The 26506-nt window shown below is 64.1% G+C and carries 24 protein-coding genes; 18 read left to right on the top strand and 6 right to left on the bottom strand.

Annotated elements, in window-relative coordinates; genetic code table 11:
• Nucleotides 1–70 precede the first annotated feature (70 nt).
• The 8 genes from CSQ92_RS06755 to CSQ92_RS06720 all read left to right on the top strand — a co-directional run bounded on the left by CSQ92_RS06755 (nucleotide 71) and on the right by CSQ92_RS06720 (nucleotide 8438).
• Entirely contained in the window at nucleotides 71–946 is an 876-nt protein-coding gene (locus CSQ92_RS06755; protein ID WP_099393625.1) for a hypothetical protein, read from the top strand.
• A 67-nt stretch (nucleotides 947–1013) separates the two neighbouring features.
• Nucleotides 1014–2171, top strand: a complete 1158-nt coding sequence (locus CSQ92_RS06750; protein ID WP_143450297.1) for a sensor histidine kinase — start codon at nucleotides 1014–1016, stop codon at nucleotides 2169–2171.
• Between the two features lie 128 nt (nucleotides 2172–2299).
• A complete protein-coding gene (locus CSQ92_RS06745) occupies nucleotides 2300–3754 on the top strand; it encodes a circularly permuted type 2 ATP-grasp protein (protein ID WP_052140579.1) in 1455 nt (484 codons plus the stop codon).
• On the top strand, nucleotides 3748–4692 hold the full coding sequence (locus tag CSQ92_RS06740) for an alpha-E domain-containing protein (RefSeq protein WP_099393623.1): 945 nt from the start codon (nucleotides 3748–3750) through the stop codon (nucleotides 4690–4692). Before CSQ92_RS06745 ends, CSQ92_RS06740 begins: the two co-directional genes overlap by 7 nt.
• Nucleotides 4692–5501: a transglutaminase family protein gene (locus tag CSQ92_RS06735; protein ID WP_099393622.1), complete on the top strand. Its 810-nt coding sequence runs from the start codon at nucleotides 4692–4694 to the stop codon at nucleotides 5499–5501. The genes CSQ92_RS06740 and CSQ92_RS06735 overlap by 1 nt, the downstream gene beginning before the upstream one ends.
• 90 nt (nucleotides 5502–5591) lie before the next feature.
• Nucleotides 5592–6470 carry a peptidase gene (locus tag CSQ92_RS06730; protein ID WP_034787421.1) on the top strand — a complete coding sequence of 293 codons (879 nt, stop codon included), beginning with the start codon at nucleotides 5592–5594 and terminating at the stop codon, nucleotides 6468–6470.
• 108 nt (nucleotides 6471–6578) lie between these two features.
• The gene (locus CSQ92_RS06725) at nucleotides 6579–7910 is read left to right on the top strand and encodes an alpha/beta hydrolase (RefSeq protein ID WP_099393621.1); all 1332 of its coding nucleotides are present in this window, start codon (nucleotides 6579–6581) and stop codon (nucleotides 7908–7910) included.
• Between the two features lie 102 nt (nucleotides 7911–8012).
• Nucleotides 8013–8438 (top strand): Fur family transcriptional regulator, encoded by a 426-nt coding sequence (locus tag CSQ92_RS06720; RefSeq protein WP_034787417.1) that lies wholly within the window; start codon nucleotides 8013–8015, stop codon nucleotides 8436–8438.
• 12 nt (nucleotides 8439–8450) lie between these two features.
• Here CSQ92_RS06720 and CSQ92_RS06715 read toward each other — a convergent pair whose 3' ends face one another.
• The 4 genes from CSQ92_RS06715 to zigA are packed head-to-tail and all read right to left on the bottom strand — an operon-like array spanning nucleotide 8451 to nucleotide 12073.
• Complete coding sequence (locus CSQ92_RS06715) at nucleotides 8451–8969, bottom strand: GNAT family N-acetyltransferase (protein WP_099393620.1); 519 nt, start codon at nucleotides 8967–8969, stop codon at nucleotides 8451–8453.
• Nucleotides 8970–9013: 44 nt separating this feature from the next.
• On the bottom strand, nucleotides 9014–9802 hold the full coding sequence (locus CSQ92_RS06710) for a HoxN/HupN/NixA family nickel/cobalt transporter (RefSeq protein WP_099393619.1): 789 nt from the start codon (nucleotides 9800–9802) through the stop codon (nucleotides 9014–9016).
• A complete protein-coding gene (locus CSQ92_RS06705; RefSeq protein WP_099393618.1) occupies nucleotides 9799–10827 on the bottom strand; it encodes a CobW family GTP-binding protein in 1029 nt (342 codons plus the stop codon). Before CSQ92_RS06705 ends, CSQ92_RS06710 begins: the two co-directional genes overlap by 4 nt.
• Nucleotides 10828–10846: 19 nt before the next feature.
• The gene (gene zigA, locus CSQ92_RS06700; RefSeq protein ID WP_099393617.1) at nucleotides 10847–12073 is read right to left on the bottom strand and encodes a zinc metallochaperone GTPase ZigA; all 1227 of its coding nucleotides are present in this window, start codon (nucleotides 12071–12073) and stop codon (nucleotides 10847–10849) included.
• 140 nt (nucleotides 12074–12213) lie between these two features.
• Here zigA and CSQ92_RS06695 point away from each other — a divergent pair, with 140 nt between their 5' ends.
• The 7 genes from CSQ92_RS06695 to CSQ92_RS06665 all read left to right on the top strand — a co-directional run bounded on the left by CSQ92_RS06695 (nucleotide 12214) and on the right by CSQ92_RS06665 (nucleotide 19663).
• The gene (locus tag CSQ92_RS06695; RefSeq protein WP_099393616.1) at nucleotides 12214–12870 is read left to right on the top strand and encodes an ABC transporter ATP-binding protein; all 657 of its coding nucleotides are present in this window, start codon (nucleotides 12214–12216) and stop codon (nucleotides 12868–12870) included.
• A complete protein-coding gene (locus CSQ92_RS06690) occupies nucleotides 12867–14063 on the top strand; it encodes an FtsX-like permease family protein (protein ID WP_099393615.1) in 1197 nt (398 codons plus the stop codon). The genes CSQ92_RS06695 and CSQ92_RS06690 overlap by 4 nt, the downstream gene beginning before the upstream one ends.
• A gap of 10 nt (nucleotides 14064–14073) precedes the next feature.
• Nucleotides 14074–14541 (top strand): DUF3299 domain-containing protein, encoded by a 468-nt coding sequence (locus tag CSQ92_RS06685; RefSeq protein WP_099393614.1) that lies wholly within the window; start codon nucleotides 14074–14076, stop codon nucleotides 14539–14541.
• Entirely contained in the window at nucleotides 14538–14993 is a 456-nt protein-coding gene (locus CSQ92_RS06680; protein WP_099393613.1) for a TlpA family protein disulfide reductase, read from the top strand. The genes CSQ92_RS06685 and CSQ92_RS06680 overlap by 4 nt, the downstream gene beginning before the upstream one ends.
• A gap of 83 nt (nucleotides 14994–15076) precedes the next feature.
• Nucleotides 15077–17179 carry a bifunctional 2',3'-cyclic-nucleotide 2'-phosphodiesterase/3'-nucleotidase gene (locus tag CSQ92_RS06675; RefSeq protein WP_099393612.1) on the top strand — a complete coding sequence of 701 codons (2103 nt, stop codon included), beginning with the start codon at nucleotides 15077–15079 and terminating at the stop codon, nucleotides 17177–17179.
• Between the two features lie 56 nt (nucleotides 17180–17235).
• Nucleotides 17236–17928 carry a tetratricopeptide repeat protein gene (locus CSQ92_RS06670; protein ID WP_099393611.1) on the top strand — a complete coding sequence of 231 codons (693 nt, stop codon included), beginning with the start codon at nucleotides 17236–17238 and terminating at the stop codon, nucleotides 17926–17928.
• Between the two features lie 298 nt (nucleotides 17929–18226).
• A complete protein-coding gene (locus tag CSQ92_RS06665; RefSeq protein WP_092604865.1) occupies nucleotides 18227–19663 on the top strand; it encodes a catalase in 1437 nt (478 codons plus the stop codon).
• Nucleotides 19664–19752: 89 nt separating this feature from the next.
• Here the strand turns inward: CSQ92_RS06665 and CSQ92_RS06660 are convergent, their stop codons facing one another.
• Nucleotides 19753–20100 carry a hypothetical protein gene (locus CSQ92_RS06660; protein ID WP_034787390.1) on the bottom strand — a complete coding sequence of 116 codons (348 nt, stop codon included), beginning with the start codon at nucleotides 20098–20100 and terminating at the stop codon, nucleotides 19753–19755.
• 170 nt (nucleotides 20101–20270) lie between these two features.
• The gene (locus CSQ92_RS06655; protein WP_257219139.1) at nucleotides 20271–21452 is read right to left on the bottom strand and encodes a S1 family peptidase; all 1182 of its coding nucleotides are present in this window, start codon (nucleotides 21450–21452) and stop codon (nucleotides 20271–20273) included.
• A 256-nt stretch (nucleotides 21453–21708) separates the two neighbouring features.
• Here CSQ92_RS06655 and CSQ92_RS06650 point away from each other — a divergent pair, with 256 nt between their 5' ends.
• The 3 genes from CSQ92_RS06650 to CSQ92_RS06640 are packed head-to-tail and all read left to right on the top strand — an operon-like array spanning nucleotide 21709 to nucleotide 26467.
• Complete coding sequence (locus CSQ92_RS06650) at nucleotides 21709–23673, top strand: serine protein kinase (RefSeq protein ID WP_099393609.1); 1965 nt, start codon at nucleotides 21709–21711, stop codon at nucleotides 23671–23673.
• A 2-nt stretch (nucleotides 23674–23675) separates the two neighbouring features.
• Nucleotides 23676–24962, top strand: a complete 1287-nt coding sequence (locus CSQ92_RS06645) for a DUF444 family protein (RefSeq protein WP_099393608.1) — start codon at nucleotides 23676–23678, stop codon at nucleotides 24960–24962.
• Complete coding sequence (locus CSQ92_RS06640) at nucleotides 24959–26467, top strand: SpoVR family protein (protein ID WP_099393607.1); 1509 nt, start codon at nucleotides 24959–24961, stop codon at nucleotides 26465–26467. The genes CSQ92_RS06645 and CSQ92_RS06640 overlap by 4 nt, the downstream gene beginning before the upstream one ends.
• Nucleotides 26468–26506 lie beyond the last annotated feature (39 nt).

Raw genomic sequence — 26506 nt, 5'->3', positions numbered from 1 at the left:
GCTGCCCTCGGGCAGCTTTTTTTCCGCGTGCGCGCCTGTGCCGCAAGGCGCGCTTCGGCGACAATGCCGCATGAAACGATTCCCTGCCCTGCTGCTCCTGCTCTGCCTGTCCCTGCCTGCCGCGGCCCAAAAGCAAGCCGCCTGCCCGTATGCTGCCTGGAAAAGCGGCTTCAAAGGCGATGCGCTGGCGCAAGCCACGTGTTTGCTGCGCCCCGTCAAACTGTATGCGCGGCTGGGCGAGAGTGCGCCGCTGCCGGACTTCCTTGCCGCCCGCATCGGTCAGCGCACGGGCATCGCCCCGGCCCGCTTGCGCGCCTGGCTGGCGGAACAAGGCATCGCCGAGGCCGACGTGGGCGGCGCCGTCGACGCGCCCCTGTCACGCGCCGTGGGCCGGCTGGCCGCGCCCATGGCCCGCTATTTCGTCATCCACGACACCAGCTACCCGAATTTCCTGCTTGACGCCATTCCCGGCCACATCAACGATGCCAGCTGGGACTTCAACGACTTCAGCTTGCGCAATCCGGCGCTGGGCGGCGGCCCGAAAGGCCATGTTTACGTGAACCGCCTGGGCGGCTCCTTGCAGGTGCGCGACTTTGGCACGGCCAGCTACGCCAGCAAGCTGGAAAAGGACAAGCCGTCACTGACAGGCCTGTTCCTGCACGTGGAACTGGTGCAGCCGCGCAACTCCGTACCCGGCGGCGGCAAGGGCAACGATGGCCTGGCGCCCGATCCCGGATTTACGCCTGCGCAATACGAGCGGCTTGCCCTGCTGTATATCGCCGCCAGCGTGCGCAGGGGCACGTGGCTGATCCCCGCCTTCCATGCCGTCATCGATACAGGGTTTGCGAATGGTCATGATGATCCACAGAACTTTTTGCTGGCCGAATGGTCTGCCTCGCTTTCCCGCCTCGATGCGGCCCTGCGGCAGGCCGATACTGGACAATAAGGCGTTTCCCCGGCGGCTGAATTGGCGCATACTATCGCAAGCATAGTCATTGCAGTCAGGAGTCCAGGTGAGTATTGCCACGGATCATCACGCGGGTCGCCAGGCCAGCGCACGCCAGCCATTGCAGCGCGCGCAGCGCATCTTTGCCATGCGCGACGCCGTCCTCAGCGCCTGGGAACAGCGCGTGCGCGCCAAGGTGCGCGGCGCCGACCAGTTGCTCACGCCCATACTCATCAATACCTTGCCCGCCTTTTTCGACAACCTGGCCGAAGCCCTCACCCCGGGCCACCCGCGCGAAAACGCCGCCAGCAACAGCAACGTGCCCGCCGTGCACGGCAATGAACGGGCGCGCATGACCAATTACGGCCCGGAACAGGTGATCCAGGAATACCAGATCTTCCGCGACTGCTTCGCCGCCACCGCGCATGAGTCCGGCATCACCCTGCGCAGCAAGGATTGGCAGGTGATCAATGTGTCGATCGACTCGGGCATCCGCGAATCGATACGCGAATTTACCAGCATGCACGAAGGATTCCGGCGCCGCATCGCGGCCGGCCTGTCGCACGACATGCGCAATCCCCTGGCCGTGATCAGCACCAGCGCCCAGCTGCTGCTCAGGCCAACCGACCCGGAACGGGTGACATTGCTGGCGCACAAGATTGTCGAGCACAGCAAGCGGCTCGACAGCATGATCGAGGAATTGCTCGATGGCCTCAGCTACCACCAGGGCCAGCAGTTGCCACTGGTGCTGAGCCAGTTCGACGTGCTGCCGCTGGTGCACGCCGTGGCCAGCCAGGTCAACCTGCAGCGGCCGGGCAAATGCCAGGTCAGCGGGCAATCCGTCATCGGCTGGTGGTGCGAGAACTCGCTGCGGCGCGCGCTGGAAAACCTGCTCGGCAATGCCCTCAAGTATGGCGACGACGCGCCCATCAGCGTGCACGTGGAAGCGACCCATGAACGCCTGATCGTCACCGTCCACAATAGCGGGCGGCCCATCGCGCCGGAACAGGCCGAACGCATCTTTGACTACCTGCGCCGCGAGAACGACAGCCCCGCGCCAGGCTGGGGCATCGGCCTGCCCTTCGTGCAGAGCGTGGCCGAAAGCCACGGCGGCAGCATCGCCGTCGACAGCGCGGCCGAGACAGGCACCAGCTTCATCTTCGACGTGCCCGTCGATTGCCGCCCCTTTGTCCAGCCCGCCGACGTCCCCAAGAGTGACGCCTAGCGCACCGAATTGGTGCAAGCAATGGCGCGACGCCACAAAAGTGGTCATATTTACACCTGTTCACGCCCGCCTTGTTGGCACGCTTCCTGCTGAGCTATGCATAGACACGGCTCAAGGGAAATCACAACATGGCAAATTTTTTCAATGAAATGACTGCAAATGAAGTGGGTACGGACAGCAAGGTACGTGAACACTATCGTGAATTCAGCAACTGGCTGGAGCAGCAATCCCCCGAGACCATCGCCCGCAAGCGGGCCGAAGCCGACCTGACGTTCCGCCGGGTCGGCATCACGTTCGCCGTGTATGGCGACGATGCCGGCACGGAACGCCTGATTCCGTTCGACACCATCCCGCGCATCATCCCCGCCACGGAATGGGCGCAGATGCAGACGGGCCTGGTACAGCGCGTGCAAGCCTTGAACATGTTCATCCATGATATTTATCATGAGCAAAACATCATCAAGGCGGGCATCATCCCCGCCGAGCAAATCTACAAGAATGCCCAGTACCGCCCGGAAATGCAGGGTATTTCCGTCGCCTCCGACATTTACGCCCACATCGCCGGCGTCGACATCGTGCGCGCCGGCCAGGGCGAATTCTATGTGCTGGAAGACAATCTGCGGGTACCGTCCGGCGTGTCCTACATGCTGGAAGACCGCAAGATGATGATGCGCTTGTTCCCGGAACTGTTCGCCCGCAACCGCATCGCCCCCGTCGACCATTACCCGGACATGCTGCTCGACAACCTGCGCTCCGTCGCGCCCATGGGCGTGGATGACCCGACGGTTGTCGTCATGACGCCCGGCATGTACAACTCCGCCTACTTCGAGCACGCGTTTTTGGCCCAGCAAATGGGCGTGGAACTGGTCGAAGGCAAGGATCTGTTTGTCAACGACAACTCGGTGTACATGCGCACCACGCGCGGGCCCAAGCGCGTCGACGTGATCTACCGCCGGGTCGACGACGATTTCCTCGACCCGCTGGCCTTCCGCTCGGACTCGTCGCTGGGCGTGCCGGGCCTGCTGTCCGTCTACCGCGCCGGGCGGGTAACGCTGGCGAACGCCATCGGCACGGGCGTGGCCGACGACAAGTCGATCTACCCGTTCGTACCCGACATGATCAAGTTTTATCTGTCGCAAGAGCCGATACTCAACAACGTGCCGACGTATCAGTGCCGCAAGAGCGCCGATTTGTCGTACGTGCTGGCCAACCTGGCGAAACTCGTCGTCAAGGAAGTGCATGGCGCGGGCGGCTACGGCATGCTGGTGGGGCCGGCGTCCAGCCTGGCGCAGATCGAGGATTTCCGCCAGCGCCTGCTGGCCAATCCGGGCGGCTACATCGCCCAGCCCACGCTCGCCCTGTCCGCCTGCCCCACGTATGTCGAGGCCGGCATTGCGCCGCGCCACATCGATTTGCGTCCGTTCGTGCTGTCCGGCAAGACGATTTCCATGGTGCCCGGCGGCCTGACCCGCGTGGCGCTGGGCGAAGGCTCGCTGGTGGTCAACTCCTCGCAAGGGGGCGGCACCAAGGATACCTGGGTACTGGAACCAACATCCGTGTTTGCAGGAGAAAAAGCATGCTGAGCCGCACCGCCGATCATTTGTTCTGGATGGCCCGCTACACGGAGCGGGCGGAAAACACGGCGCGCATGCTCGACGTCAACATGCAGACATCGATGCTGCCCCAGTCCGAGCAGGATGCGGAACAGGGCTGGCGCGCCACCCTGGGTATTTCCGAGCTGCAAAGCGCGTATGACCACAAATATGGCCGCTTCCACACGCGCGACGTGCTCGACTTCATGGTGCGCGATCCGAACAACCCCTCGTCCATCCTCGCCTGCCTGACGGGCGCGCGCGAAAACGCCCGCGCCGTGCGGGGCACCTTGACGACGGAAGTGTGGGAAATCCAGAACGCCACCTGGCTCGACATGCAGAAGCGCCTGAAAAGCAATCTGCTGGAAACGGACCCCAGCCAGTTCTTCGAATGGGTCAAATACCGCTCGCACCTGTCGCGCGGCGTGACCCTGGGCACCATGCTCAAGGACGAAGCCATCCACTTCATCCGCCTGGGCACCTTCCTCGAGCGGGCCGACAACACGGCGCGCATCCTCGACGTGAAGTTCCACGGCGCGCGCGACACGTCGAAGGACATCACGCAGCGCGATTTTTACTACTGGGCGGCCCTGCTGCGCTCAGTTTCCGGCTTTGAAATCTACCGCAAGGTGTACCGCGACGTCATCACCCCGGCGCGGGTGGCGGACTTGCTGATGCTGCGCGGCGACATGCCCAGGTCGCTTTTGGCCTGCATGGATGACGTGGTGGAAAACCTCAAGCATATCCGCAACGATGTGTCCGCCGATACGGAGCGTTTCGCTGGCAAACTGCACGCGGAGCTGAAATTCGGCCATATCGACGACATCATGAAGGCGGGCTTGCACCATACATTGACGGAATTTCTGGAAAACATCTATGACCTGGGCAACCGGGTCAGCCGCGACTTCCTCGTTCCCTTGGCGGCCTGATGCAGCTCACCATCCGCCACGAAACCCATTACGCCTACAGTGCGCCGCTGGCCTACACCATCCAGCAGCTGCACCTGACGCCGCGTATCGAGCCGCAGCAGCGGGCCCTGTCCTGGCAAATCACCACGCCGGGCCAGTGCCACGCCTACACGGATGCCTACGGCAATCTGTCGCACATGCTGACGATCAACGGCAGCCATCACTCCCTGAGCCTGGTAGCGCATGGCGTGGTGGAAACCATCTACCCGCACAAGGGACGGCTGAACCTGGTCGATACCTTGTCGCCGCTGCTGTTTACCATGCCGACACCGCTGACGCAGGCCAATCCAGCCATCCTCGAGCTAAGCGCCGCCAGCCTGCCGGACCGGCGCGTGACGGCGGGCACGGGCCACTTGCTGCGCCTGGCCGAGCACATCGTCGGCAAGGTGGCGTATGAAAGCGGCGCCACCATGGTCACCACCACGGCGGGCGACGCGCTGGCGCTGGGGCGCGGCGTATGCCAGGACCACGCCCATCTGTTCCTCGCCTGCTGCCACGCCTGGGGCATCCCGGCCCGCTATGTGTCCGGCTACATCGATCCGGGCACGACGGGCCACGCGGCCAGCCATGCCTGGGTCGACGCCTGGACGGAAGACACGGATTTCGCGGGCTGGGTCAGCATCGATGTCACGCATGCGCGCCTGATGACGGATGCGTATTGCCGCCTGGCCATCGGACGCGACTACGATTCGGCGGCCCCCGTGCGCGGCGTGCGCCAGGGTGGCGGTACTGAAACCTTGCGGGTCGATGTGCACATCGTGCCCGTGTAAACGGCAGGAATGAGGCTGGCCGGGCCTTGCAAGCTGGTTGCCAGGCCCGGCTGGTGTAGAATGCTTCCCCTTTTGACTTGATTTACGACGATGACTTATTGCATAGGCATGCGCCTGAACGAAGGCCTGGTCTTCCTGTCCGACTCCCGCACGAATGCCGGCGTGGACCAGGTGGGTACCTTCCGCAAGATGAGCGTGTTCGAGAACCCGGGCGACCGCATGCTGGTCCTGATGACGGCCGGCAACCTGTCGATCTCGCAGGCGATCCGCCAGATCGTTTCCGAACACGTGGATGCGGACGGACGCAGCATCTGGAACGTGGCCAGCATGTACGATGCGGCGCGCATCGTGGGCGAAGCCGTGCGCACGGTGCACCTGCGCGAAGCGAAGGCCCTGGCCGACTGCGGCATCGATTTCAATGTCAGCATCATTTTAGGCGGCCAGATCGGCGCCGAGCGCTGCCGGCTGTTCCAGGTGTATTCGGCCGGCAATTTCATCGAATCGCACGATGAAAACACGTATTTCCAGATCGGCGAAGCGAAATACGGCAAGCCCATCATCGATCGGGTCATCAACCCGTTCACGCGCCTGGACGAGGCGGCCAAGTGCGCGCTCATTTCCATGGATTCGACCTTGCGCTCGAACATTTCCGTCGGCTTGCCGCTTGATCTGCTCGTCTACGAGACGGGCAGCCTGGCCGTCACGCGCTTTGTCACCATCGATGAAAAGAACCAGTATTTCCGCATGATCCGCGACACCTGGGGCGAGCAATTGAAACATGTGTTCGAAGGCATCGTCGACCCCGTGTGGAATGCGGCGCCGGAGACCACCACGAATGTGCTGTCGTCCACCAACATGCACAGCAAGCCAGTGCGCGTGGCCATCCCCGAACACGTGAGCCGCGGCGGCCTGACGGTAGCGCCCCTGCAGTCGCTGGCGCAGCAGTTCAGCGACGACAAGCAGCATTGACCGTAGCTGCGCCCACGGCATGGGGCGCTGGACAAATCGCTTTTCGCGTGCTTTTATGGCAATATGGATTGACATTCGATCCAGATTGACCTGAAAGGCAGGTGGCGCATGGACTTGATTACTTCCGCTGTCGTGGCAGCCATCGGGCATGGCGCGCCCGGCCGCGCTCCCGAAGCCGTCGCCAGCCACTATGCGCGGCTCAAGCAGGCCATCGCCAAGTTCGACAGCGCCGCCGCCATCCTCGCCGCCATCGCCGCGCTGGAAGCCGACCCTGCCGATACCCGGCTGCAACTGGCCCTGTCGGCCGCCCTGTCCAGCGCGAAAGTGCCCGATGACATGGAAACCCTGTTTGCCGCGCAAGGCTTGCTCGATGCAGTGCAGCCCCCGCTGCGTCCATTTCCCCCGTCGCCCGCCCCTGCCGACCAGGGCGCCGTCGTGTCGAACTATGCGGTGGTGAAAGTGTATTTCGCCACGGACCGCCAGCGCGACGTGGGCAAGCCGCCGGCCCAGCGCTTCAGCGGCGAACGCAACATCATGGGCGGCAATGGCCCGCTCAGCTATGGCAGCTGCGACATCAGCATCCCCCGCGACCATCGCATGGGCCAGCTGGAATCGCCGTCGCTGTGGCGCCTGGAGTTTCGCGACGACCCGGCCAAGCACGTGGTGCTGCTGTCGGCCGAGGTGCAAGACCGCGACAACTTCTTTGCCGCCTTGAAGACCCAGATCCGCGCCTCGGCCGGCAAGAGCGCCTTTATCTTCGTGCATGGCTATAACGTGAGTTTCGAGGATGCGGCGCGGCGCACGGGACAGATGGCCTACGACCTGGGCTTTGACGGCGCGCCCGTGTTCTACAGCTGGCCGTCGCGCGGCGAGGTGGCCGGCTACACCATCGATGAAAACAATATCGAGTGGAGCACGCCTCACCTCACCAGCTTCCTGGCCGACTTTCTCGCCAGCACGGAGGCGGCGCAAGTGTATTTGGTCGGACACAGCATGGGCAGCCGCGGCCTGGCGCGCGCCGTGGCCGACTTGCTGGCCGCGCAGCCGCAGCTGGCGCAAAAGATTACGGAAATCATCTTGTCCGCGCCCGATATCGACGCCGCCATCTTCAAGCACGATATCGCGCCGAAACTGGCCGCCGCGCGCAACCCCGTCACCTTGTATGCCTCGTCGCAAGACCTGGCCCTGGCCGCTTCGAAAGCCGTGCACGGCTACCGGCGGGCGGGCGACAGCGGCGCCGGCATGCTGATCGTGGCGGGCGTGGAAACCATCGATGCCAGCGGGATCGACACGAGCTTCATGAAACACGCGTATTTCGCGGAAAAGCGCTCCGCCCTGTCCGACATGTTCTATCTGATACGCAACCATGCGCGCGCCGACCAGCGCTTTCTCGACCCCGTCGATACGGTGGCCGGCCGCTATTGGACATTCAAACCATGACGCCGTTCCATCCGGTGCGGCACGCATGCTAAGATACGGCCCAGAGGGTGGCAAAGGCACGGCGATGACGCCGCCAGCCGATCCCCCGCAAGCAGGCCTATCATGTTGACATCATCTTCTACACCGCAAGCCGAATCGCTGATCCGCAACACCAACGCCCGCGTCACCAAGACGCGCGTGAAGGTGCTCGACTTTTTAATGGCGCAAAGCCGTTCGCTGACCCACCATGAAATCCAGCAGGCGCTGTCCCAGGACAGCGATATCGATTCCGTCACCCTGTACCGGGTACTGGAATGGCTGACGGAAAATGAACTGGTGCACCGCATCGCCGGTGCCGACCAGGTGTGGCGCTTCAGCGCGGGCGCAGGCCACCAGGCGCACGAGCACGCGCACTTCCAGTGCACCAAATGCGCGAACGTCACCTGCTTCAATGAAGTCAAGCTGCCCCCGCCCGTGCTGTTGCCAGAAGGTTTCAGCGGCGGCGAAGTCGATTACCTGATCAAGGGGCTGTGCCCGCGCTGCAAGTAAGCGGCAGCAGTATTACCTGATCAATAAAGCCAGGTGATGCTCGTCGTAAAACAAGTCGCCCACGCGCATCGAGCGCGGTTCCGTGCCATACGCGATAAATCCCAGCGATTCATACAGGCGCAAGGCGGCATTGTTTTCCGCATTGACGCTCAAGTGCACTTGCATGACGGCAGGATCCTTCTCGGCCTGCTCGATGCAGGCGTTCACGAGGCGCCGCGCCACGCCCTTGCCCCGCTGCGCCACATCGACGAACACCCCCCACAGCAAGGCCTTGTGCGACAGTTGCCGCATGGATTCGCGCCGCAAGCCGGCAAAGCCGACCAGGCGTTCGCCATCGAAGGCGCCAAACGCCCGGTGCAACGGGCCGCCGGCGATGCGCTGCACGTGTTCTTCAGGCGTGCGCGCCAGTTCATCCTCGCGCGACGAAGAAAACGAACTGGGCGAATCGAGGATGGCGCGCAGGCGCAGCGCGCAAAAGGCGGCGGTGTCGGCCGGCGTCAGCAGGCGAATAACGATTTCAGGTGCGGGCATGGTGGAATCCGGCAGTTTTTTTCCATTATACCCACGCCCCCGCCTCAGGCACGCACGCGGCGCAAACCCAGCAAGGTCCAGCCGTACAGGGCCGCCATCAGCAGCACCATGGCCGCGCCCAGGGCCGCCGTCCAGCTTTCCGGCAGCGACCAGGCGGAATCGAGCTTGCCGGCAACCATGTAGGCGGCCATGGCCACGCAGATGGCGACGATGGGCCAGCCCAGGCGGCGCCGGAAGGCGCGCACGAGGTCAATCTGGCCGGTGCGCATGACTTTTGCCGTGACCCAGCCATCGAAGGTATCCGTCACGCCCATGCCCACGGCAAACACCAGGCCGGTCAGCAAGGCCGGCTGCATGCCGCCCAGCGCGACGGCCGCATAGCCCCAGGCGGCGGCCTGCAGGGCCGTGTCGAAGACCAGCGCGAACAGCATGCCGACGAGGATGGCGGCGAGCGGCCCGGATGCGCTCCGCAGCCAGCGTGGCAGCAGCCGCCCGCGCACCTCGGCAAGTTGCGCGCCGGCCAGCAAGCTGCGCGCATTCATGCCGGCGATGAGCAGCAGCAAGCCGATGGGCAGCCATTCCAGCCAGCCAAACACGGTTGGCGATGGCGTGAACTGCGCCGAGGCCAGGGCGGCCACGGCCACGATGGCCAGCACGGTGACGCCATGGCCCAGCGCAAACAGCGCGCCCATCCACGGCGCCCAGCGCGGCGATGCGGCCTGGCTGCGCAGGGTCAGGCCATCGACGGCGGCCAGGTGGTCCGGTTCCAGCCCATGCCGCATGCCAAGCAGGAAGATCAGCGCCAGGGCGGGCAAGCCCGCTTCCACGCTCATGCCGCCTCCCCGGCCATCACCTCGGCCATCATGCTCGCGGGGCTGGCGGCGCCGGACACGCAACGGTCCAGGCCCCGCGTCAGCATATCCCGCGGCAAGTCGCGCCCGATAAAGATCATCTTGCTCGCGCGCGTCTCGCCGTCGCGCCACGGCGCGCCCAGTTCCGAGCCCATCAGCATGTGCACGCCCTGGAATACGGCACGGCATGGCAGGTCGGCAACATACAAAATGCCCTTGTAGCGCATCAGCTGGGTGCCGAACAACTGCACCACGGCATCGAGAAAATTTTCCACCTGCAGCAGATCCAGGGGCTGGGCCTGATGGTAGACGAACGATTGCACGCCGTCGCCATGGCGGTGCCCCAATTCTTCCAGGAAATCCGGCTCCAGCTCGACGATGGCGTTCAAGTTGAAACCACGGATGTTCAGGATGTCGCGCAGCGGTACATTGCCAAAGCGCACTTTCTGTATGCTGGCGCGGCCATTGATGGCGATCAGCCGTTGCCGCAGCGCGGCCAGCTCATCCTTGCTGACCAGGTCCGTCTTCGACAGCAGGATGCGGTCGGCAAAGCCCACCTGCTCCTGCGCTTCCTTGTGCGCCGTCAATTGCTGCTGCGCGTGGCGCGCGTCGACCACCGTCAATATGGCGTCGAGCATGTAGAATTCGCTGACGGACGGCTCCGCAAAGAAGGTTTGCGCCACGGGGCCGGGCGCGGCCAGGCCCGTCGTTTCGATGATCACGTGGTCGAAGGCGATGGTGCCCGATGCGCGCCTGGCGTGCAGCTCGCCCAGAATGCGGATCAGGTCGCCGCGCACGCTGCAGCAGATGCAGCCATTGTTCATTTCCACGATCTGCTCGTCGCTATCTTGTACCAGCAAGCCATGGTCGATGCTTTCGGCGGCGAATTCATTTTCAATCACGGCGATGCGCACGCCGTGATCGCCCTGCAATATGCGTTTGAGCAAGGTGGTTTTCCCGCTGCCGAGAAAACCCGTGATGATGGTGACGGGGATCAGTTCTGTCATATTGCTTTCCTATCGATGGTTAATCTTCAAGTTCTTCCATGCGTTGCCATTGGGGAAACGGATCGGGTAGCTTGCGCCAGGCGGCCATGCCCTGGCGCGTTTCCGTGTAGTTGAGTTGACATTTCTTCAAGTCCGCCTCGATGGCGGCCTGGTCCATGTCCTGGCCGATGAAGACGAGCTCCTGGTAGCGGTCGCCATACGTTTCACTCCAGCCCGCTTTGACTTCCGCCAGCGAGGCCGCATCCGTGGGCCAGCGCTCCTTCGGCACGGAGGCCCACCACAGGCCCACGGGTTCGATATTCATCAGCTTGCCCGCGCCGGACAGGCTGGCCACCCATTCGGGACGGCTGGCCAGCCAGAAATAACCCTTGCTGCGCACCACGCCCTTGATCGGCTGGGCAATGTAGTCATGCAGGCGCTGCGCGTGGAACGGCTCCTTCGCCCGGTAGACGAAGCTGTTGATGCCATACGTTTCCGTCTCCGGCGTGTGGCTGCCGGCCAATTCCTGGGCCCAGCCCGGCATGCTGGCCGCCTGCTCCAGGTCGAACAAGTTCGTGCCCAGGATGGCGTCCAGCGGCACGATGGACTGGTTGGTTTCGATGATGCGCGCACCGGGATTCAGGGCTTTTAAGATGGCCAGCACGCGCAGGCGTTCGGCCGCATCGACCATGTCGACCTTGTTGAGGACGATGACATTGGCAAATTCGATCTGTTCCGTGAGTAAATTGGCCAGCTGGCGGTCGTCGCCCTCGCCCGCGATCTCGCCGCGCTGCTCCAGGCTGTCTTCGCTATGAAAATCCGCCAGCAGGTTGGCACAGTCGACGACGGTGACCATGCAGTCGATGCGCGCCACGTCGTTCAGGCTGTCGCCGTGCTCATCCTCGAAGTCGAAGGTGGCGGCCACGGGCATCGGTTCGCCCACGCCCGTCGATTCAATCAACAGATAGTCGAAGCGGTCTTCCGCAGCCAGGCGCCGCACTTCCAGCAACAGATCGTCGCGCAGGGTGCAGCAGATGCAGCCGTTGGACATTTCCACGAGTTTTTCTTCCGTGCGCGACAGGGCTGCGCCAGCCGCTGCGGCACTGTCTTTTACCAGCGAGGCGTCGATATTGACTTCGCTCATGTCGTTGACGATGACGGCCACGCGCTTGCCTTCGCGGTTGCGCAGTATGTGGTTAAGCAAGGTGGTCTTGCCGGCGCCGAGAAAGCCGGACAGGACGGTGACGGGGAGTTTGCGTTGGGTCATGGGTATCTTTCGGATGGGGCGATCAGGTTGGCAATCAAGGAGGCTGCATTTCAAATGCAAGTCTATTGCGTTTGAATTATAATGCAGCTCAGTTGCATTTGTGCAGCAATCTTTGCCAGCTAGCCACCCGAAAGAATTCCATGCTCCACCTCGCCTCCCTGACCTATGGCTATGATCCAGCCTGCCCCGTGCTCGATATCGCCGCCTTTCACTTGCCCGCCGGGCGCCACGCGTTGCTGCTGGGGCCGTCAGGCTCCGGCAAATCCACCTTGCTGCACTTGCTGGCCGGCATCCTGGCGCCCCAGGCGGGCCGCCTCGACGTGGCGGGAACGTCCCTGCCCGAACTGACGCCACGCCAGCGCGACAGCTGGCGCGGCCGCGCCATCGGCTTGCTGCCCCAGCAACTGGCGCTGGTGCCCAGTTTGAACGTCCTCGACAATGTCTTGCTGCCCGCCTACGCCAGCGGCCAGCGGCCCGACCCGGCCCGCGCGGCCAGCTTGCTGGGCCAGCTGGGCCTGGCCAACAAGCTCGATGCCTACCCGCATGCCCTGAGCGGCGGCGAACGGCAACGGGCCGCCATCGCGCGCGCCGTCGTCATGCGCCCGCAACTGATCCTGGCCGACGAGCCGACGGACAACCTCGACGACGACGCCTGCGCCGCCGTCGTCACCCTGATGGCCAGCCAGGCCGCGCAAGTTGGCGCCTCGCTGGTGATTGCCAGCCACGACGCCAGGGTGCTGGCCGCCCTGCCCGATGCTCTCGTGCTGCGCTTGCCCCGCGCCAGGGGTGCGGCATGAACGCGGCCACCCTGGCCTGGCGCGCCCTGCGCCACAAGCCGCTGGCGTCCAGCCTGAACCTGCTGCTGGTCGCCATCGGCATCGCCATGATGACGTTCATACTCGGCGTATCGAGCCAGCTGGAAGAGCACGCCGAACGCGATGCGCAAGGCATCGACCTGGTGGTGGGCGCAAAAGGCTCGCCGCTGCAACTGATCCTGTCGTCCGTGTATCACGCCGATATTCCGACCGGTAACATTCCCGACGGCGCGCTGGCGGCGCTGGCCGCGCAGCCGCTGGTGAAATCCGCGATTCCGCTCGCGCTGGGAGACAACTTCCACGGTTTCCGCATCGTCGGCAGCACGACGGCGCTGCTCGACCACTATGGCGCGCACCTGGCGCAAGGCAAACTGTTTACGCAAGCCATGCAAGCCGTGTTCGGCGCCAGGGCGGCCCGCGAAACGGGCGCCACCCTCGGCGCCAGATTTGCCGGCTCGCACGGACTGGCGGCGGGCGGCGAAGTACACGAACACGCGCCGTACACGGTGACGGGCATCCTGGCGCCCACGGGCACGGTGCTGGACCGGCTGATCCTCACGCCCGTCGCTTCCGTATGGCAAGTGCATGAAACGGACCCCGATGAGCAGCCAGCCGTGCCAGCCGCCGCGCCCGAGCGCGAACTGACTGCCGTGCTGGTGCAATACGCATCTCCCCTGGCCGCGATCAGCCTGCCCCGCTGGGTGAACAGTCAGGCCCGGCTGCAGGCGGCGCAACCCGCTTTCGAGGCGGCACGGCTGTTCAACCTGCTGGGCGTGGGCATCGATGTGCTGCGGGCGATTGCCGCCGGCGTACTGCTGGTGGCGGCCCTGTCGCTGTTCGTGGCGCTGTACGGCGCGCTGGAAGAGCGCAAGACCGACCTGGCCATCCTGCGCACCCTGGGCGCCTCGCCCGCCAAACTGCTGCGCTTGCTGCTGGCGCAGGGCTTGCTGCTGTCATTGTCGGGCGCGGCGCTGGGCTGGCTGCTGGGCCATGCGGCCGTCGGCTTGCTGGGCTGGCTGGCATCGATGCAGGACCTGAACCTGCAAGCCTGGCGCATTGTCCCCGGCGAAGCGTGGCTGCCCGTCATCGCCATGGCCGTGGGCTTGCTGGCCGCCGCCATTCCCGCCGCGCGCGCCTACCGCACCGATATCGCCGCCACCCTGGCGCGTCCCTGAAAGGAAAGACATGCTGAAAATCATGCTATTGGCTGCTGGACTGCTGCTGGCCGGCAGCGCCGCAGCGGCGCCCGCCGACGAACCGCCGTCGTTCTTCGCCCCGTTGACGGACTTGCCCGGCGTCGTCTCGTGGAAACTGCTGGGCCAGGCCACCACGGTGAAGGCGAAAAAAGGCCGCATGGTGCCGAAATACACGCCGGAAATCAGCGCGCTCGACAATACTGACGTGAAAGTGCAAGGTTTCATGATGCCGCTGGAACCAGGACAAAAGCAGAAACACTTCCTGCTGACCGTCACCTCGGCCAGCTGTCCCTTTTGCTTGCCCGCCGGCCCGGAAGGCGTGGTGGAAATCAAGAGCCGGACACCCGTGAAATTCAGCTATGCGCCCTTCATCGTGCAAGGCAAGCTGAAGGTACTGGCCAGCGACCCCATGGGCCTGTATTACCGCATGACGGACGCGGCCGTGGTGGCGCAATGATGCGCTGGCCGGCGTTATTGCTTTTGCTGGCCGGCCATGCGGCTGCCGCACCGCTGTCCTTCGACCTGCCCCGCCTCGATGCGGATGGCAGCATCCGCCTGGGCCAGTTCCCTGGCCAGTCTGTGGTGCTGAATTTCTGGGCCAGCAATTGCCTGCCTTGCATCCAGGAGTTGCCGATATTCAACGCCCACGCCGCCAGCCAGCCGACACTCCCCGTCATCGGTATCGCCATCGACACGCGGGCGGCAGCGCAAGCGTTTCTGCGGGAGCACCCGGCCAGCTATCCGCAGGCTCTGGCCTCACCCGCCTTTCTGCCCGCCTTTGGCAATCAAATCAAGGGCTTGCCGTACACAGTGATTGTAAATTCTCAACATCGGGTCTGTACACGGCGCTTGGGCTCCGTCGATGCGGTTTGGCTGGCCAAGGCCGTGGCCGCCTGCGCACAGCCCTGATTCCATGCGCCTTGCACGGCTGTCATCGCCGCGTCATATGGCGGCGTTACAGTCGCGTCCTTTGAATCTCTCCGAGGGCGGTAATGAAAACAAATTGGGTCATGCTGGCGGCGCTGGCAAGTGTGGGTCTCGTTGCTTGCAACGGCAGTTCAAATACGCCGGCCGCGCCGGCCATTCCCGAAGGCACGACGGTCACCGTGGCCTTGCTGGAAACCACCGATATCCACTCGAATGTCCTCAGCTATAACTACTATGCGCTGGCCGAAGACACTAGCCTGGGCCTGGAACGCACGTCGACCCTGATCCAGGCGGCGCGCGCGGAAAATCCGAACAACGTCTTGCTCGACGATGGCGACGTCATCCAGGGCACCTTGCTGGCCGACCTGCAAGCCGTGGCGGCGCCCGTGCCCTGCTCCGGCACGCTGGCCGTGCACAAGGCTATGAACGCGCTGAAATACGATGCGGGCGGCATGGGCAACCATGAATTCAACTATGGCTTGCCCTACCTGAGCCAGATCACCAACACGGATTTCGGCATTCCCGGCGTGGCCAAGCCGACGGGCACGTGCGGCGCGCCAGCCTTCCCTTCCGTGCTGAGCAATGTCGTCGGCGTGTCCAGCGGCAAACCCATCTTCCAGCCCTACACCCTGCTGCCCCGCGATTTCGCCGCCACGGCGCCCGATGGCAGCAAGCTGACCGTGAAAATCAATGTGGGCGTGTTGAGCTTTGTGCCGCCGCAAATCCTCGAATGGGATCAAAAAGTGCTCGCTGGCAAGGTCAGCGTGACGGGCGTGCAGGAAGCGGCGAAACAATACGTGCCGGAATTGCGCAACAAGGGCGCCGACCTCGTCGTGGCCCTGTCGCATGGCGGGCTGGACACGAGCGCCTACAGTCCGAAGATGGAAAACAGCAGCTATCACCTGACCAGCACGGGCATCGATGCGCTGATGATCGGCCACTCGCACTTGATCTTCCCGAAAGGCAAGGAAGAAGGCGCGGCCGCACTGGACGCCTCGTTTGCCGCCTTCCCCGCCAGCTCGAAGATCGACGCCGTCAACGGCTTTGTGAACGGCGTACCCACCGTCATGGCGCAAAGCTGGGGCCGCCGCTTGGGCATCATCAAGCTGACGATGGCTTATCAGGGCGGTAAATGGGTGGTGCAGCCGGCCAAGACGACGGTGGAATCGCGCGGCTTCAAGTACACTGATGGCAAGACCCTCGTGAAAGCCGACCCGGCCATCGCACCGCTGGTGGCCACCGAGCACGCAGCCACCATCGCCTACGCCAAGCAGCCGCTGGGCATCAGCACGGATTTCGAGATGTCCGCCTACTTCGCGCTGGTGGGCGACGTGAGCGCCATCCAGCTGGTGAACCAGGCGCAGCTCGACTACGTGAAGAACTTCATTGCCACCAGCACGGATGCGACCTTGTCCAGCTACAAGAACATCCCCGTCATTTCCTGCAGCGCGCCATTCAAGGCGGGCCGCAACGGGCCGTCGGACTTCACGGACGTGGCCGCTGGCGCTTCCCCGGCCGCGCCGGTCGGCTTGCAAGTGCGCAATCCGGGCGACCTGTATTTATATAGCAATAACAACCTGCAAGCCGTAAAGATCAAGGGCGCGGACTTGAAGGCGTGGCTGGAAACGTCGGCCAAACAATTCAACCAGATCGATCCGGCCAGCAGCGCCGAGCAAGACCTAGTGCCGTCGTATGGCACGATCTATAACTATGACGTGTTCTACGCGGAAAACAATGCGCTGACGTACCAGATCGACGTGACGAAAAAACCGGGCAGCCGCATCGTCAACCTCACGTACAAGGGTGCGGCGGTGGCCGATGGCGATGATTTCATCGTCGCCACCAACGACTACCGCGCCGGTGGCGGCGGCGCCGTGCCTGGCATCGATGGCAGCAAGACCATCATCAAGTCGCCCGATGCGAACCAGGCCGTGGTGAGCAACTACCTGGCGTCGCTCAGCACCAAGGGCGGCAAGGTCACGCTGGCGGCCAATGGCAGCGCGCGCAGTTGGAGCTTTGTCAAGACGGCCACGGCCGGTCCCGTGATCCTGCGCTCGGCGCCCGGCCATCTGGCGCTGGCGCAAGGCAGCGGCATCAGCAACGTGGCGGCCGAAGGCGGCCTCGACGCCAGCGGCTTTGCCAAGTACCGCATCGACCTGAGCAAATAAGGTCCGAGGGCCGGAACCGCGGCAGCTCCGGCCTGTTTTGATTAAAGGTAATCCCAATGAAACACGCACTTTCCCTCCCCGCCGTCGTGCTGGCTGCCACCCTGGCCGCCTGCCAGGCGTCGCCACCGCCCACGGCGGCGGAAATCGAAGCCGTCGCCATGCATGCGCGCCAGGCGGGCGACCACCAGGCCGAGCGCAAGGTCCGCAGCTGGGCCGGCAAGGACATGCCCGTCGCCGAGCGCGAACTGGCGCTGATTTACCAGCCCCGTGCCGAACGCCGCGCCGAGGCCCTGGCCTTGTTCGAACAGGCGGCCCGCGCCGGCGACACGGAAGCGGCCTTCGAACTGGGCCAGATGCTGCGCGCGGCCACGCCGACCCAGGCCTGGCTGTGGTACCGGCAAGCGGCGCAGCAAGGCCATGCAAAGGCCGCATTGATGCTGGGCTTGCTGGCGGCAAATGGCGAAGGCGTGCCGAAAGATCAAGGTGAAGCGGCGCGCTGGCTGGCCAAGTCCAGCGAGCTGGGCAATCCACACGCCATGTTCCTGCTGTACAACGCCTACCGCGAAGGCCGCGGCGTGCCGCGCGACCTGGCCAAGGGCCGCGAATTGCTGGAAGAAGCGGCCCACCATGAATACCCGCCCGCCATCCAGGAACTGGCCATGACGGTGCAGGCGGACGACGCCCTGCGCGCCGGCCACCTGATGAAGGAAGCGACGGAGCACCGGCATAACAATTGGAACCGTTTTTAAAAAACCGGGTTTTAAAATCTGGACAAAAGGCCAGTGGCGTGAGCTAGGCCGGCCTTTATATACTTGTAACTTGCAAGCGTGCGGGAGCGGCAGCCATTCAGCGCTTATGATACAAGGATGCCGCCTGTGCTTGCATGGGCGGCGTGGCAAGCCGTCTCGCACAAAAAGGTTTACACTGAAATTGCATTTTAGAAATTTTACTCTGGACCAGCCCCGGTGAGTGTTCATTCAACCCAGCCAGTGTTTGAGTAGCGCCGGTGCGTCCATTGCTCTGCCTAGCCATGAAAGAAAGAGTCCAATGAAAAAGCTGACCACCGCCTTTGGCGCGCCTGTAGTCGACAACCAGAACATCCAGACGGCCGGCCCACGCGGCCCCGCCCTGCTGCAAGATGTGTGGTTCCTGGAAAAGCTGGCCCACTTCGACCGCGAAGTCATTCCCGAGCGCCGCATGCATGCCAAGGGTTCCGGCGCGCACGGCACATTTACCGTCACGCACGATATCACGCGCTACACGCGGGCGAAAATCTTTGGCGAAGTGGGCAAGAAAACGCCGATGTTCGCGCGCTTTTCCACGGTGGCAGGCGAACGGGGCGCGGCGGACGCGGAACGCGATATCCGCGGCTTCGCCCTGAAGTTCTACACGGAAGAAGGCAACTGGGACCTGGTCGGCAACAATACGCCCGTCTTCTTCATGCGCGACCCATTGAAATTTCCCGATTTGAATCACGCCATCAAGCGCGACCCGCGCACGGGCTTGCGCAGCGCCAACAGCAACTGGGACTTCTGGACCTCGCTGCCCGAAGCCCTGCACCAGGTGACGGTGGTGATGAGCGACCGTGGCTTGCCGCGCAGCTTCCGCCACATGCATGGCTTCGGCAGCCATACCTTCAGCTTCCTGAATGCGCAAAACGAGCGTTTCTGGGTCAAGTTCACGTTCAAGACCCAGCAAGGGATTCAAAATCTGACGGATGCGGAAGCCGAAGAACTGGTGGGCAAGGACCGCGAAAGCTCGCACCGCGACTTGTACGAGAGCATCGAAAACAAGGATTTCCCCCGCTGGACCCTGTACGTGCAGATCATGCCGGAAAAAGAGGCAGGCACGTATCACCTCAACCCGTTTGACCTGTCGAAAGTATGGCCGCACGGCGACTATCCGCTGATTGAAGTGGGCGTGCTGGAACTGAACCGCAATGCGGACAATCACTTTGCCGAAGTGGAACAAGCCGCCTTCAACCCGGCCAACGTGGTGCCAGGCATCAGCTTTTCGCCGGACAAGATGCTGCAAGGCCGGCTGTTTTCGTATGGCGACGCGCAGCGCTACCGCCTCGGCGTCAACCACAGCCATATTCCTGTCAACGCGCCGAAATGCCCGTTCCACAGCTATCACCGCGACGGCCAGATGCGGGTCGACGGCAACCAGGGCGGAACCTTGGGCTATGAACCGAACAGCGAGCAGGAATGGGCCGAGCAGCCCGATTTCCGCGAACCGCCGCTGAGCATCGAAGGCGCGGCCGACCACTGGAACCACCGTGTCGACGAGGATTACTATTCGCAGCCGCGCGCCCTGTTCCGCCTGATGACGCCGGCACAGCAGCAAGCCTTGTTCGACAACACGGCGCGCGCCATCTCGGGCGCTTCGGAGCAAGTCAAGCAACGCCACATCGGCAACTGCACCCTGTGCGACCCTGCCTATGGCGCGGGCGTGGCTGAAGCGATCGGCCGCCTGAGCAAATAAGGCGGGCGGATAAGCGAAGCCGAAGGCCTGGCAACAGGTCTTCCTGCGGCTATGCGCAGCCCGGTGGCCTGGCCGTCGGGCTCGCCTACCTACCAGCGTTGGATATCGATCTGCCCCGTGATGCTCGTCTCCACCGGATAGCCCTCGACCTGCAACGGTACGCGCCGCTTGACGGACGAGTCGCGCAAATATACGACGAGCGCTTCCTTGCCCACGGCCGTCTGCCCCAGGCTGACGCCTTCCACGCCATCGATCGCCATCAGCGCCCGCTCGTTGCGCCGCTTTGCCGCTTCCAGGCGGCCCGGGGGCGCGGCAGGGGCGTAGTATCCCTGGCCCGCGCCGCCCGTTCCCTGTCCAGTGGCATCATCCGGCAAATACGGCATGGCGGCGTCCTCGAAGACGGCATGGGGCGATTGTGCGAATTTACTGTTTGACATAACAGACCCTCCTGATGCATTCCATGATACACCCGGCCATCCGGCGTTGCAGCACGCTTCGCCGGCCAGCGCCATGCGTGGCTGCTGCCCTTGACTCATATCATCATCGTGCAAACGACAGCGTTATGCAAGGCGGCGCAACGCCGCCGCGCCATGCCCTTGCAGCGTGCTCAGGTGTATAAATTGATGTCGAGCGCCACCACCACCCGCCGCATCTGGTTGGCAAACGTGATATTGCCGCCGCCGGCAAACAGCAGGCCGACGGGATTGCGCTGCTGGTTCCACGTCCAGATGGACGAGCCGGAATCGCCGCCCGCGCTGAATGCGCCGCTGACGCCCGTGATGGCGATCTGGTCCTGGAACAGCGCGATCCTGCCGCCGCCGTAATTGACGTTGATGGTAGCGCCCAGGCCCGTGATGCGGCCCTGCGTCAGTTGCGTCGTGCGGCCGGACTTGCCAACCATCATGCCCAGCGCGGGCGCCACCAGCGCATTGCTGATGCGGAAATACGCCGGCACGCCGCCGCTCAGGTAGACCAGTTCGGGACGCACGCGGTCTGGCCAGGCCCAGCCGGTGGCGCAATCGACGAAGTTGACGCCGCCGCTGAAATTGATGGGCACGAAGCGCTCGAGCACGGCCACCTGGTCTTGCGGGCAGCGGCCGCCATCGATGGGGCCCGGCTGCACGATGCAATCGTTGAACACGCCGCCATTGGAATTGGCCAGCACGTGATTATTGCTAAGAATCATCAAACGACTGTTGCGCGGCGCGCTGCGCCCCACGGCCAGGCAGCCGATGGTGCCGGCCGTGATGCGGAAATGCCCGACCGACACGCCGGCCGGCGCAGGGCGCAAACGGAAGCGGTGCGGTTGCGCATCGATCACGCCCGTGACGACGATGTTGACGGGCACCCTGTCGCTGGACACGGCGCGCACGCCCATGGCTCCCACAATGGCGGCCTTGGCGCGGTCGACGGAAGTGGGCTCGGCCACGTACAGGGTCAGGGCCGGCAAGCCCGGTTCGCCGGATGAACTGTCGCTGGCGCCCTCGCCCAGGCCGATGGACACGCCCTGGATATTGCCGCCGTCGCTGAAGGCGTCGGCCGCGCGCACGCCGCCCGCCTGGGAAATGCTTTGGCGCATGCCGTCTTCGATGCTGCGCTTGATTTCCAGCAATTCCATGCTGACGCCGCTCAAGGCGTCGGGCACGTCCGAGACGGACGCGCTCTCGATCGTATTATCGTCTTCGCCAGGGACGGAAAATTGGCCGACGGCCTCTTCATCGTCCGTGCTTTGTCCCCTGCCGCTGGCGCCAGGCGGGGCGCTGAAGCCATTCTCGTTGCCTATCATCATGTTCTCCTCGTGGGTCGCCGCAAACCACCAGTCTGGACGGACCGCGCCGGCCGGTATTGATCTGGATTGAACTGCGCTGGCGCATGGCGGCCCTGCCCCAACGGTGGCAGCGAGGATAAAAATAGTTCCCTCGTCAAGGTTGAGCGAGATCAGGCGTGCGGCCAGAGGTAGCGCCGTATACTTGGCCGACAGGCTGGAACCGGGCCTGCTCCACGGCAGCAACGGTATGGATGGGGAAACAATGACGAGCCCTGGTATGACACGCCACGACGACGCGCCTGCGGGCGAGCAAGCAGGCCAGCATGCGGGTTTTGTGCACGGCATGGCGGCCTGGGCGGCAAAACACCGCATCCGCCCATGGGGCGGCAGTTTTGCCGATTTCATCGAGCAGATCCTGCCCGGTCGCGCGGCCCTGCTGACGCGCAGCGCGCACCAGTACCTGTGGGACATGATGCGCTGGAACGGCCAGACCGATGACAACGGGCGCTTCCGCTGCCGCCTGTTCGACGACGAGCTGTTCGGCATTGATGAGGCAATCGACCGGGTTGCCGCCTACTTCAAGGCCGCCGCCGCCGGCTCCGAGGTGGGCCGGCGCATGTTGCTATTGCTGGGCCCGCCGTCGGGCGGCAAGTCGACCATGGTGATCCTGCTCAAGCGGGGGCTGGAAGAATACAGCCACAGCAGCGAAGGCGCGCTGTACGGCATCGCCGGCTGTCCCGTGCACGAATCGCCGCTGCATCTGGTGCCGCACAGCATGCGCGCCGACTTTCGCGCCAGCTATGATGCCGAGCTGCAGGGCGAACTGTGCCCCCATTGCCGCGCCCGCCTGGAAGAACAGTACGCAGGCGATTTCCAGCGTATGCCCGTCGAGCGCATCCACCTGTCCGAGGCGGGCCGCTGCGGCATCGGCACGTATGCGCCGCACGATCCCACCACGGCCGACCTGGCCGACCTGGTCGGTTCCGTCGACCTGTCGAAAGTGGCGCAGTACGGCGACGAAGGCGATCCGCGCGCCTGGTCGTGGTCCGGCGCGGTATACGCGGCCAGCCGCGGCATGCTGGAAATGATCGAGATCCTCAAGGTCAAGCGGGAATTCCTCTATTTACTATTGACCCTGACGCAGGAAAAGAATGTCAAGGTGTCGCGCTTTCCCCTGATCTATCTGGACGAAACCATCCTCGCGCACACGAATCTGGCCGAATTTCGCAAATTCCTGCAAGAAAGCGAAAACGAGGCGCTGCTCGACCGCATGGTCATCGTGCAAGTGCCTTACACGCTCAATTACCGCGAGGAAGCACGCATCTACCGCAAGTTGATCCTGGCGGCCGCGCCCGCCTTCCGCGACGTACACCTCGATCCGCACGTGCTGCATGCGGCGGCCGTGTTTGCCATCCTCAGCCGTCTGCCCGAAGGCGAGGACAAGGAGGCCGAGCTGGTCAAGAAACTGCGCATCTACGCCGATGAAGACGTGGACGACTTGCAGCCGGCCGACATCCGCCGCATGCGCGAGCGCGACAAGGCGCCCGACGAGGGCCTGTCGGGCGTGTCGCCCCGTTTCGTCATCAATGCCCTGTCGCACGCCATCATTTCCGCCCAGCGCAACAGCCTGTCCACCATGGACGTGCTGCTGGCCCTGAAGGACGGCATCGAAAACGATGCGCGCATCGAACCACGGCGCAAGCGCAAGTGGGTCGATTACCTGGTGCTCACACGCAAGGATTTCTATAACCGCTGGGTCAAGGCTGACGTGCACAAGGCCCTGTTCGTGTCGTTCGAGCAAGAAGCGCAAGACTTGCTGAACAAATATCTCGATGAAGTCGAAGCCATGCTCGACAACCGCCAGATCCGCGATCCCATCACCAGCGAAGAGCGCCGTCCCGACGAACGGTTCCTGCGCGCCGTGGAAGAAAAAATCCACATCAGCGACTCGGGCAAGCAATCTTTCCGACAAGAAGTGGTCCGCAAGGCCATGAGCGCCTTCAAGCGGGGCGAACCATTTGGCCTGGCCAGCCATGCGCAACTGCACGACGCCATCCAGCAATACCTGTTCGAGCAGCGGCGCGACGTGCTGCGCCTGGTCGGCTCGGCCAAGCGCCCCGATGACGACGTGCGGTCCAGGATATCGGCCGTCGAGCAGCGCCTGGTCGACGAATACGGCTATGACGCCCATAGCGCGCGCGAAGCGCTCAACTACGTAACCACCTTGCTGGCGCAGGAATAGCCATGTCCGCCGCGCGCTCGCCAGGCAACGGCAATCAGCATGGCCCTGCGGAACGGGATGGCCGCGCAGGCTCGCCAGCCACGGCAAGCACGGTGCATTCCGCCGGCACGACAGCGCATACGGGCACCGCGCCTGCCCTGGCCCAGCCGTGGTACGGGCTGTTCTCGCGCGGCGCGCGCGACTGGCTGCGCCACAACCAGAAAGTGCGCGACGCCGTGCAGGCGCACTTGCCCGAGCTGATCGCCACGCCTGACCTGATCGGCGGGCCGCAGCAACGCACGGTGCAAGTGCCCATGCGCCTGCTTGAACATGCGCATTTCCGCCTGGCGCCCGCGCGCAGCAGCGTGGGCGCGGGCCAGGGTGGTGGCCAGCCCGGCGATCTCCTGCGCGCGGCCCGCCCCGCCGCCACGGGCAGGGCGGGAACGCAAGGCGAAGGCGGCGATGGCGAGGGCGCGGTGCGCCTGCTGCTCGAGTTTCCCATCGACGATATTCTCGACTGGCTGTGGGACGCCTTCGAGCTGCCGCACCTGAAGCCGCGCCACTTGGGCGCCATCGACGAAGTCCGGCTCGTGCGTAGCGGCCTGGACCGTCATGGCGCCCGTTCGCGCCTGGACCGGCGGCGCACTGTCAAGGAAGCCATCAAGCGGCGCGCCTTGCAAACGCAGCCCGTGCCCTTCACCAATGACGACTTGCGCTACCGCCAGGTGCTGCCACAGCCCCGGCCGAGCGCGAATGCCGTCGTGTTTTTCGTGCTGGACGTATCGGCCAGCATGGCGCAGGCCGAGCGCAAGCTGGCCAAATCCTTCTTTTTCTTTGCCTTGCAGGGCTTGCGCCGCAGATATGTGCGCGTGGAAACGCGCTTTATCGCTCATACGACGCGGGCGTGGGAGTTTTCCGAAGCCGAGTTCTTCCAGGTCAACGGCATGGGCGGCACCATGGCGTCCACCGCCTTTCGCCTGAGCCGGGAGCTGCTGCAGGAGCACTACGCGCCGGGACGCTACAACGCCTATCTGTTCTATGCTTCCGATGGCGAGAATTTCAGCGAAGACCGGGGAGCGACCAGCCTGGTCCTGGGCGAACTGGGCGCCTTGCTCAACTATATGGGCTATGTGGAAACCGTGCCTGGCGTGCCGCGCAGCCTGGAAACGGAAATGCACAGCCTGTGCGCCGAGCAGGAGCGGCGCGGCTTGCCCTTGCACAGCAGCATCCTCAGCAAAAATGACGATATCTGGGCGGCCATCCGCACCTTTTTCCAGCACGAGGCGGCAGAAACGGAGGAACCGCCATGACCCGGACTGACGCTCAGCGCCACGGCGACACGGCCGGCCTGGACAGCTACGCGACGCGCATCGAAGCGCTGGCGCGGGAACTGGGCCTGGCATTTGCCCCCGTCGAGTTCGAGCTGGTGCCGGAAAGCTTCATGGCCGAGATAGCCATTTATGGCTTGCCCGTGCGCATGCGCCACTGGTCGTTCGGCGTGCGCTACATCCACCAGCTCGTGCATCAAAAGATGGGCAACTCGCATATGTTCGAAGTCATGTTCCCCGGCGACCCTTGCCATGCCTACATGGCCGAACACAATTCCGTGGCGGAAAACACCCTCGTCACAGCGCATGTGCTGGGCCACGCCGACTTTGCCAGCCGCAATGCCCTGTTCCTGCGTTTCGGCGCCATGGCGGGCCAGCACATCCTGGAACAAAGCGCGGCACGGGCACAGCGTCTCGAAATGGCGCTGCAACGCCACGGGCAGGAGCAGGTGGAAGCCGTGCTCGACGCGGCACTGGCGCTGGAACAGCATGTGGACATCCACGCCGAGCTGCACCGCCCGCCCTATGCGGCATCCTGGCCAGCCTGCGCGGCGGGTACGCGCGACAGGACCAGCGACGACGCTCCTTTTGCACAACGCTACCGGCGCCTGCCCGGCGAAGCGGCCGCGCGGGCGGCGCACGAGGCGGCACGGGCACGCGTGACGCAGCGCCCGCTCCTGCCGCCGCAGCCCGAATACGATTTATTATGGTTCATTGCGCAACATGCGCCGGAGCTGGCCGACTGGGAACGCGACATTTTCCTGGCCGTGCGCGAAGAGTCGTTTTACTTCTATCCCGTGTACGCCTGCCAGATCATGAACGAAGGCTGGGCCTCGTACTGGCATGCGCGGCTGCTGCGCGAAGCCGACTTCCTGCCGCCGGCCTTGTATCTGTCCGCCATCAAGTCGCATTCGGACGTGGTGCGTCCTTACGCGGGCGAACACCAGCAGGCGCTGGCCGTCAATCCCTATCACCTGGGCTTTTGCATGTGGGAACACATCATCGAGCGCGAAGGATTGGCGCGGGCGCGCCAGATTTGCCGCGACGACGATGACTGCAGTTTCATACGCAACTATCTGGACGGCGAACTGGCTGACCGCCTGGGCCTGTTCGTGCATGAAAGCCGCCGCGATGGCGAAACGCGCCTGGCCAGCCGCGACTTGCGGGCCATCCGCGAAGCCATCCTGGCGCCCAAATACAACTATGGCGCGCCGTGCATCGCCGTGACCCTGCTCAATGACGACGGCAGCCTGGTGCTGCGCCACGATCACCAGCGCGACGGGCGCGGCCTGGACCTGGAGCGGGCGGAACAGGTGCTGGCCTACATCGCCCGCGTCTGGCGCCGCCCCGTCACCCTGCATACGGCCGATTTCCGCGGCACGCCCCGGGTGCTGCGCAGCAAGAGCGACGGCGTACCGGAGCCGCCCGAACCGGCAGCGTCATCAACAACGTCAACAACGCCGACAGCGCCGCCCGTGCAACGCTAGACGACAGGAGGCCGGTGGATATCAAGCATACGTGTTGGG

The sequence above is a fragment of the Janthinobacterium sp. BJB446 genome, from assembly GCF_002735655.1.
Lineage (GTDB): Bacteria > Pseudomonadota > Gammaproteobacteria > Burkholderiales > Burkholderiaceae_D > Janthinobacterium > Janthinobacterium lividum.
Note: the sequence above shows the minus strand (reverse complement) of the source record. Positions and strands in the feature narration are given on the sequence as shown.

Excerpts from the sequence above, each read along its gene's own strand:
- CSQ92_RS06755 (WP_099393625.1), top strand. The coding sequence starts at position 71 with ATGAAACGATTCCCTGCCCTGCTGCTCCTGCTCTGCCTGTCCCTGCCT.
- CSQ92_RS06745 (WP_052140579.1), top strand. The coding sequence starts at position 2,300 with ATGGCAAATTTTTTCAATGAAATGACTGCAAATGAAGTGGGTACGGAC.
- CSQ92_RS06740 (WP_099393623.1), top strand. The coding sequence starts at position 3,748 with ATGCTGAGCCGCACCGCCGATCATTTGTTCTGGATGGCCCGCTACACG.
- CSQ92_RS06735 (WP_099393622.1), top strand. The coding sequence starts at position 4,692 with ATGCAGCTCACCATCCGCCACGAAACCCATTACGCCTACAGTGCGCCG.
- CSQ92_RS06730 (WP_034787421.1), top strand. The coding sequence starts at position 5,592 with ATGACTTATTGCATAGGCATGCGCCTGAACGAAGGCCTGGTCTTCCTG.
- CSQ92_RS06725 (WP_099393621.1), top strand. The coding sequence starts at position 6,579 with ATGGACTTGATTACTTCCGCTGTCGTGGCAGCCATCGGGCATGGCGCG.
- CSQ92_RS06720 (WP_034787417.1), top strand. The coding sequence starts at position 8,013 with ATGTTGACATCATCTTCTACACCGCAAGCCGAATCGCTGATCCGCAAC.
- CSQ92_RS06715 (WP_099393620.1), bottom strand. The coding sequence starts at position 8,969 with ATGCCCGCACCTGAAATCGTTATTCGCCTGCTGACGCCGGCCGACACC.
- CSQ92_RS06710 (WP_099393619.1), bottom strand. The coding sequence starts at position 9,802 with ATGAGCGTGGAAGCGGGCTTGCCCGCCCTGGCGCTGATCTTCCTGCTT.
- CSQ92_RS06705 (WP_099393618.1), bottom strand. The coding sequence starts at position 10,827 with ATGACAGAACTGATCCCCGTCACCATCATCACGGGTTTTCTCGGCAGC.
- zigA (WP_099393617.1), bottom strand. The coding sequence starts at position 12,073 with ATGACCCAACGCAAACTCCCCGTCACCGTCCTGTCCGGCTTTCTCGGC.
- CSQ92_RS06695 (WP_099393616.1), top strand. The coding sequence starts at position 12,214 with ATGCTCCACCTCGCCTCCCTGACCTATGGCTATGATCCAGCCTGCCCC.
- CSQ92_RS06690 (WP_099393615.1), top strand. The coding sequence starts at position 12,867 with ATGAACGCGGCCACCCTGGCCTGGCGCGCCCTGCGCCACAAGCCGCTG.
- CSQ92_RS06685 (WP_099393614.1), top strand. The coding sequence starts at position 14,074 with ATGCTGAAAATCATGCTATTGGCTGCTGGACTGCTGCTGGCCGGCAGC.
- CSQ92_RS06680 (WP_099393613.1), top strand. The coding sequence starts at position 14,538 with ATGATGCGCTGGCCGGCGTTATTGCTTTTGCTGGCCGGCCATGCGGCT.
- CSQ92_RS06675 (WP_099393612.1), top strand. The coding sequence starts at position 15,077 with ATGAAAACAAATTGGGTCATGCTGGCGGCGCTGGCAAGTGTGGGTCTC.
- CSQ92_RS06670 (WP_099393611.1), top strand. The coding sequence starts at position 17,236 with ATGAAACACGCACTTTCCCTCCCCGCCGTCGTGCTGGCTGCCACCCTG.
- CSQ92_RS06665 (WP_092604865.1), top strand. The coding sequence starts at position 18,227 with ATGAAAAAGCTGACCACCGCCTTTGGCGCGCCTGTAGTCGACAACCAG.
- CSQ92_RS06660 (WP_034787390.1), bottom strand. The coding sequence starts at position 20,100 with ATGTCAAACAGTAAATTCGCACAATCGCCCCATGCCGTCTTCGAGGAC.
- CSQ92_RS06655 (WP_257219139.1), bottom strand. The coding sequence starts at position 21,452 with ATGATGATAGGCAACGAGAATGGCTTCAGCGCCCCGCCTGGCGCCAGC.
- CSQ92_RS06650 (WP_099393609.1), top strand. The coding sequence starts at position 21,709 with ATGACACGCCACGACGACGCGCCTGCGGGCGAGCAAGCAGGCCAGCAT.
- CSQ92_RS06645 (WP_099393608.1), top strand. The coding sequence starts at position 23,676 with ATGTCCGCCGCGCGCTCGCCAGGCAACGGCAATCAGCATGGCCCTGCG.
- CSQ92_RS06640 (WP_099393607.1), top strand. The coding sequence starts at position 24,959 with ATGACCCGGACTGACGCTCAGCGCCACGGCGACACGGCCGGCCTGGAC.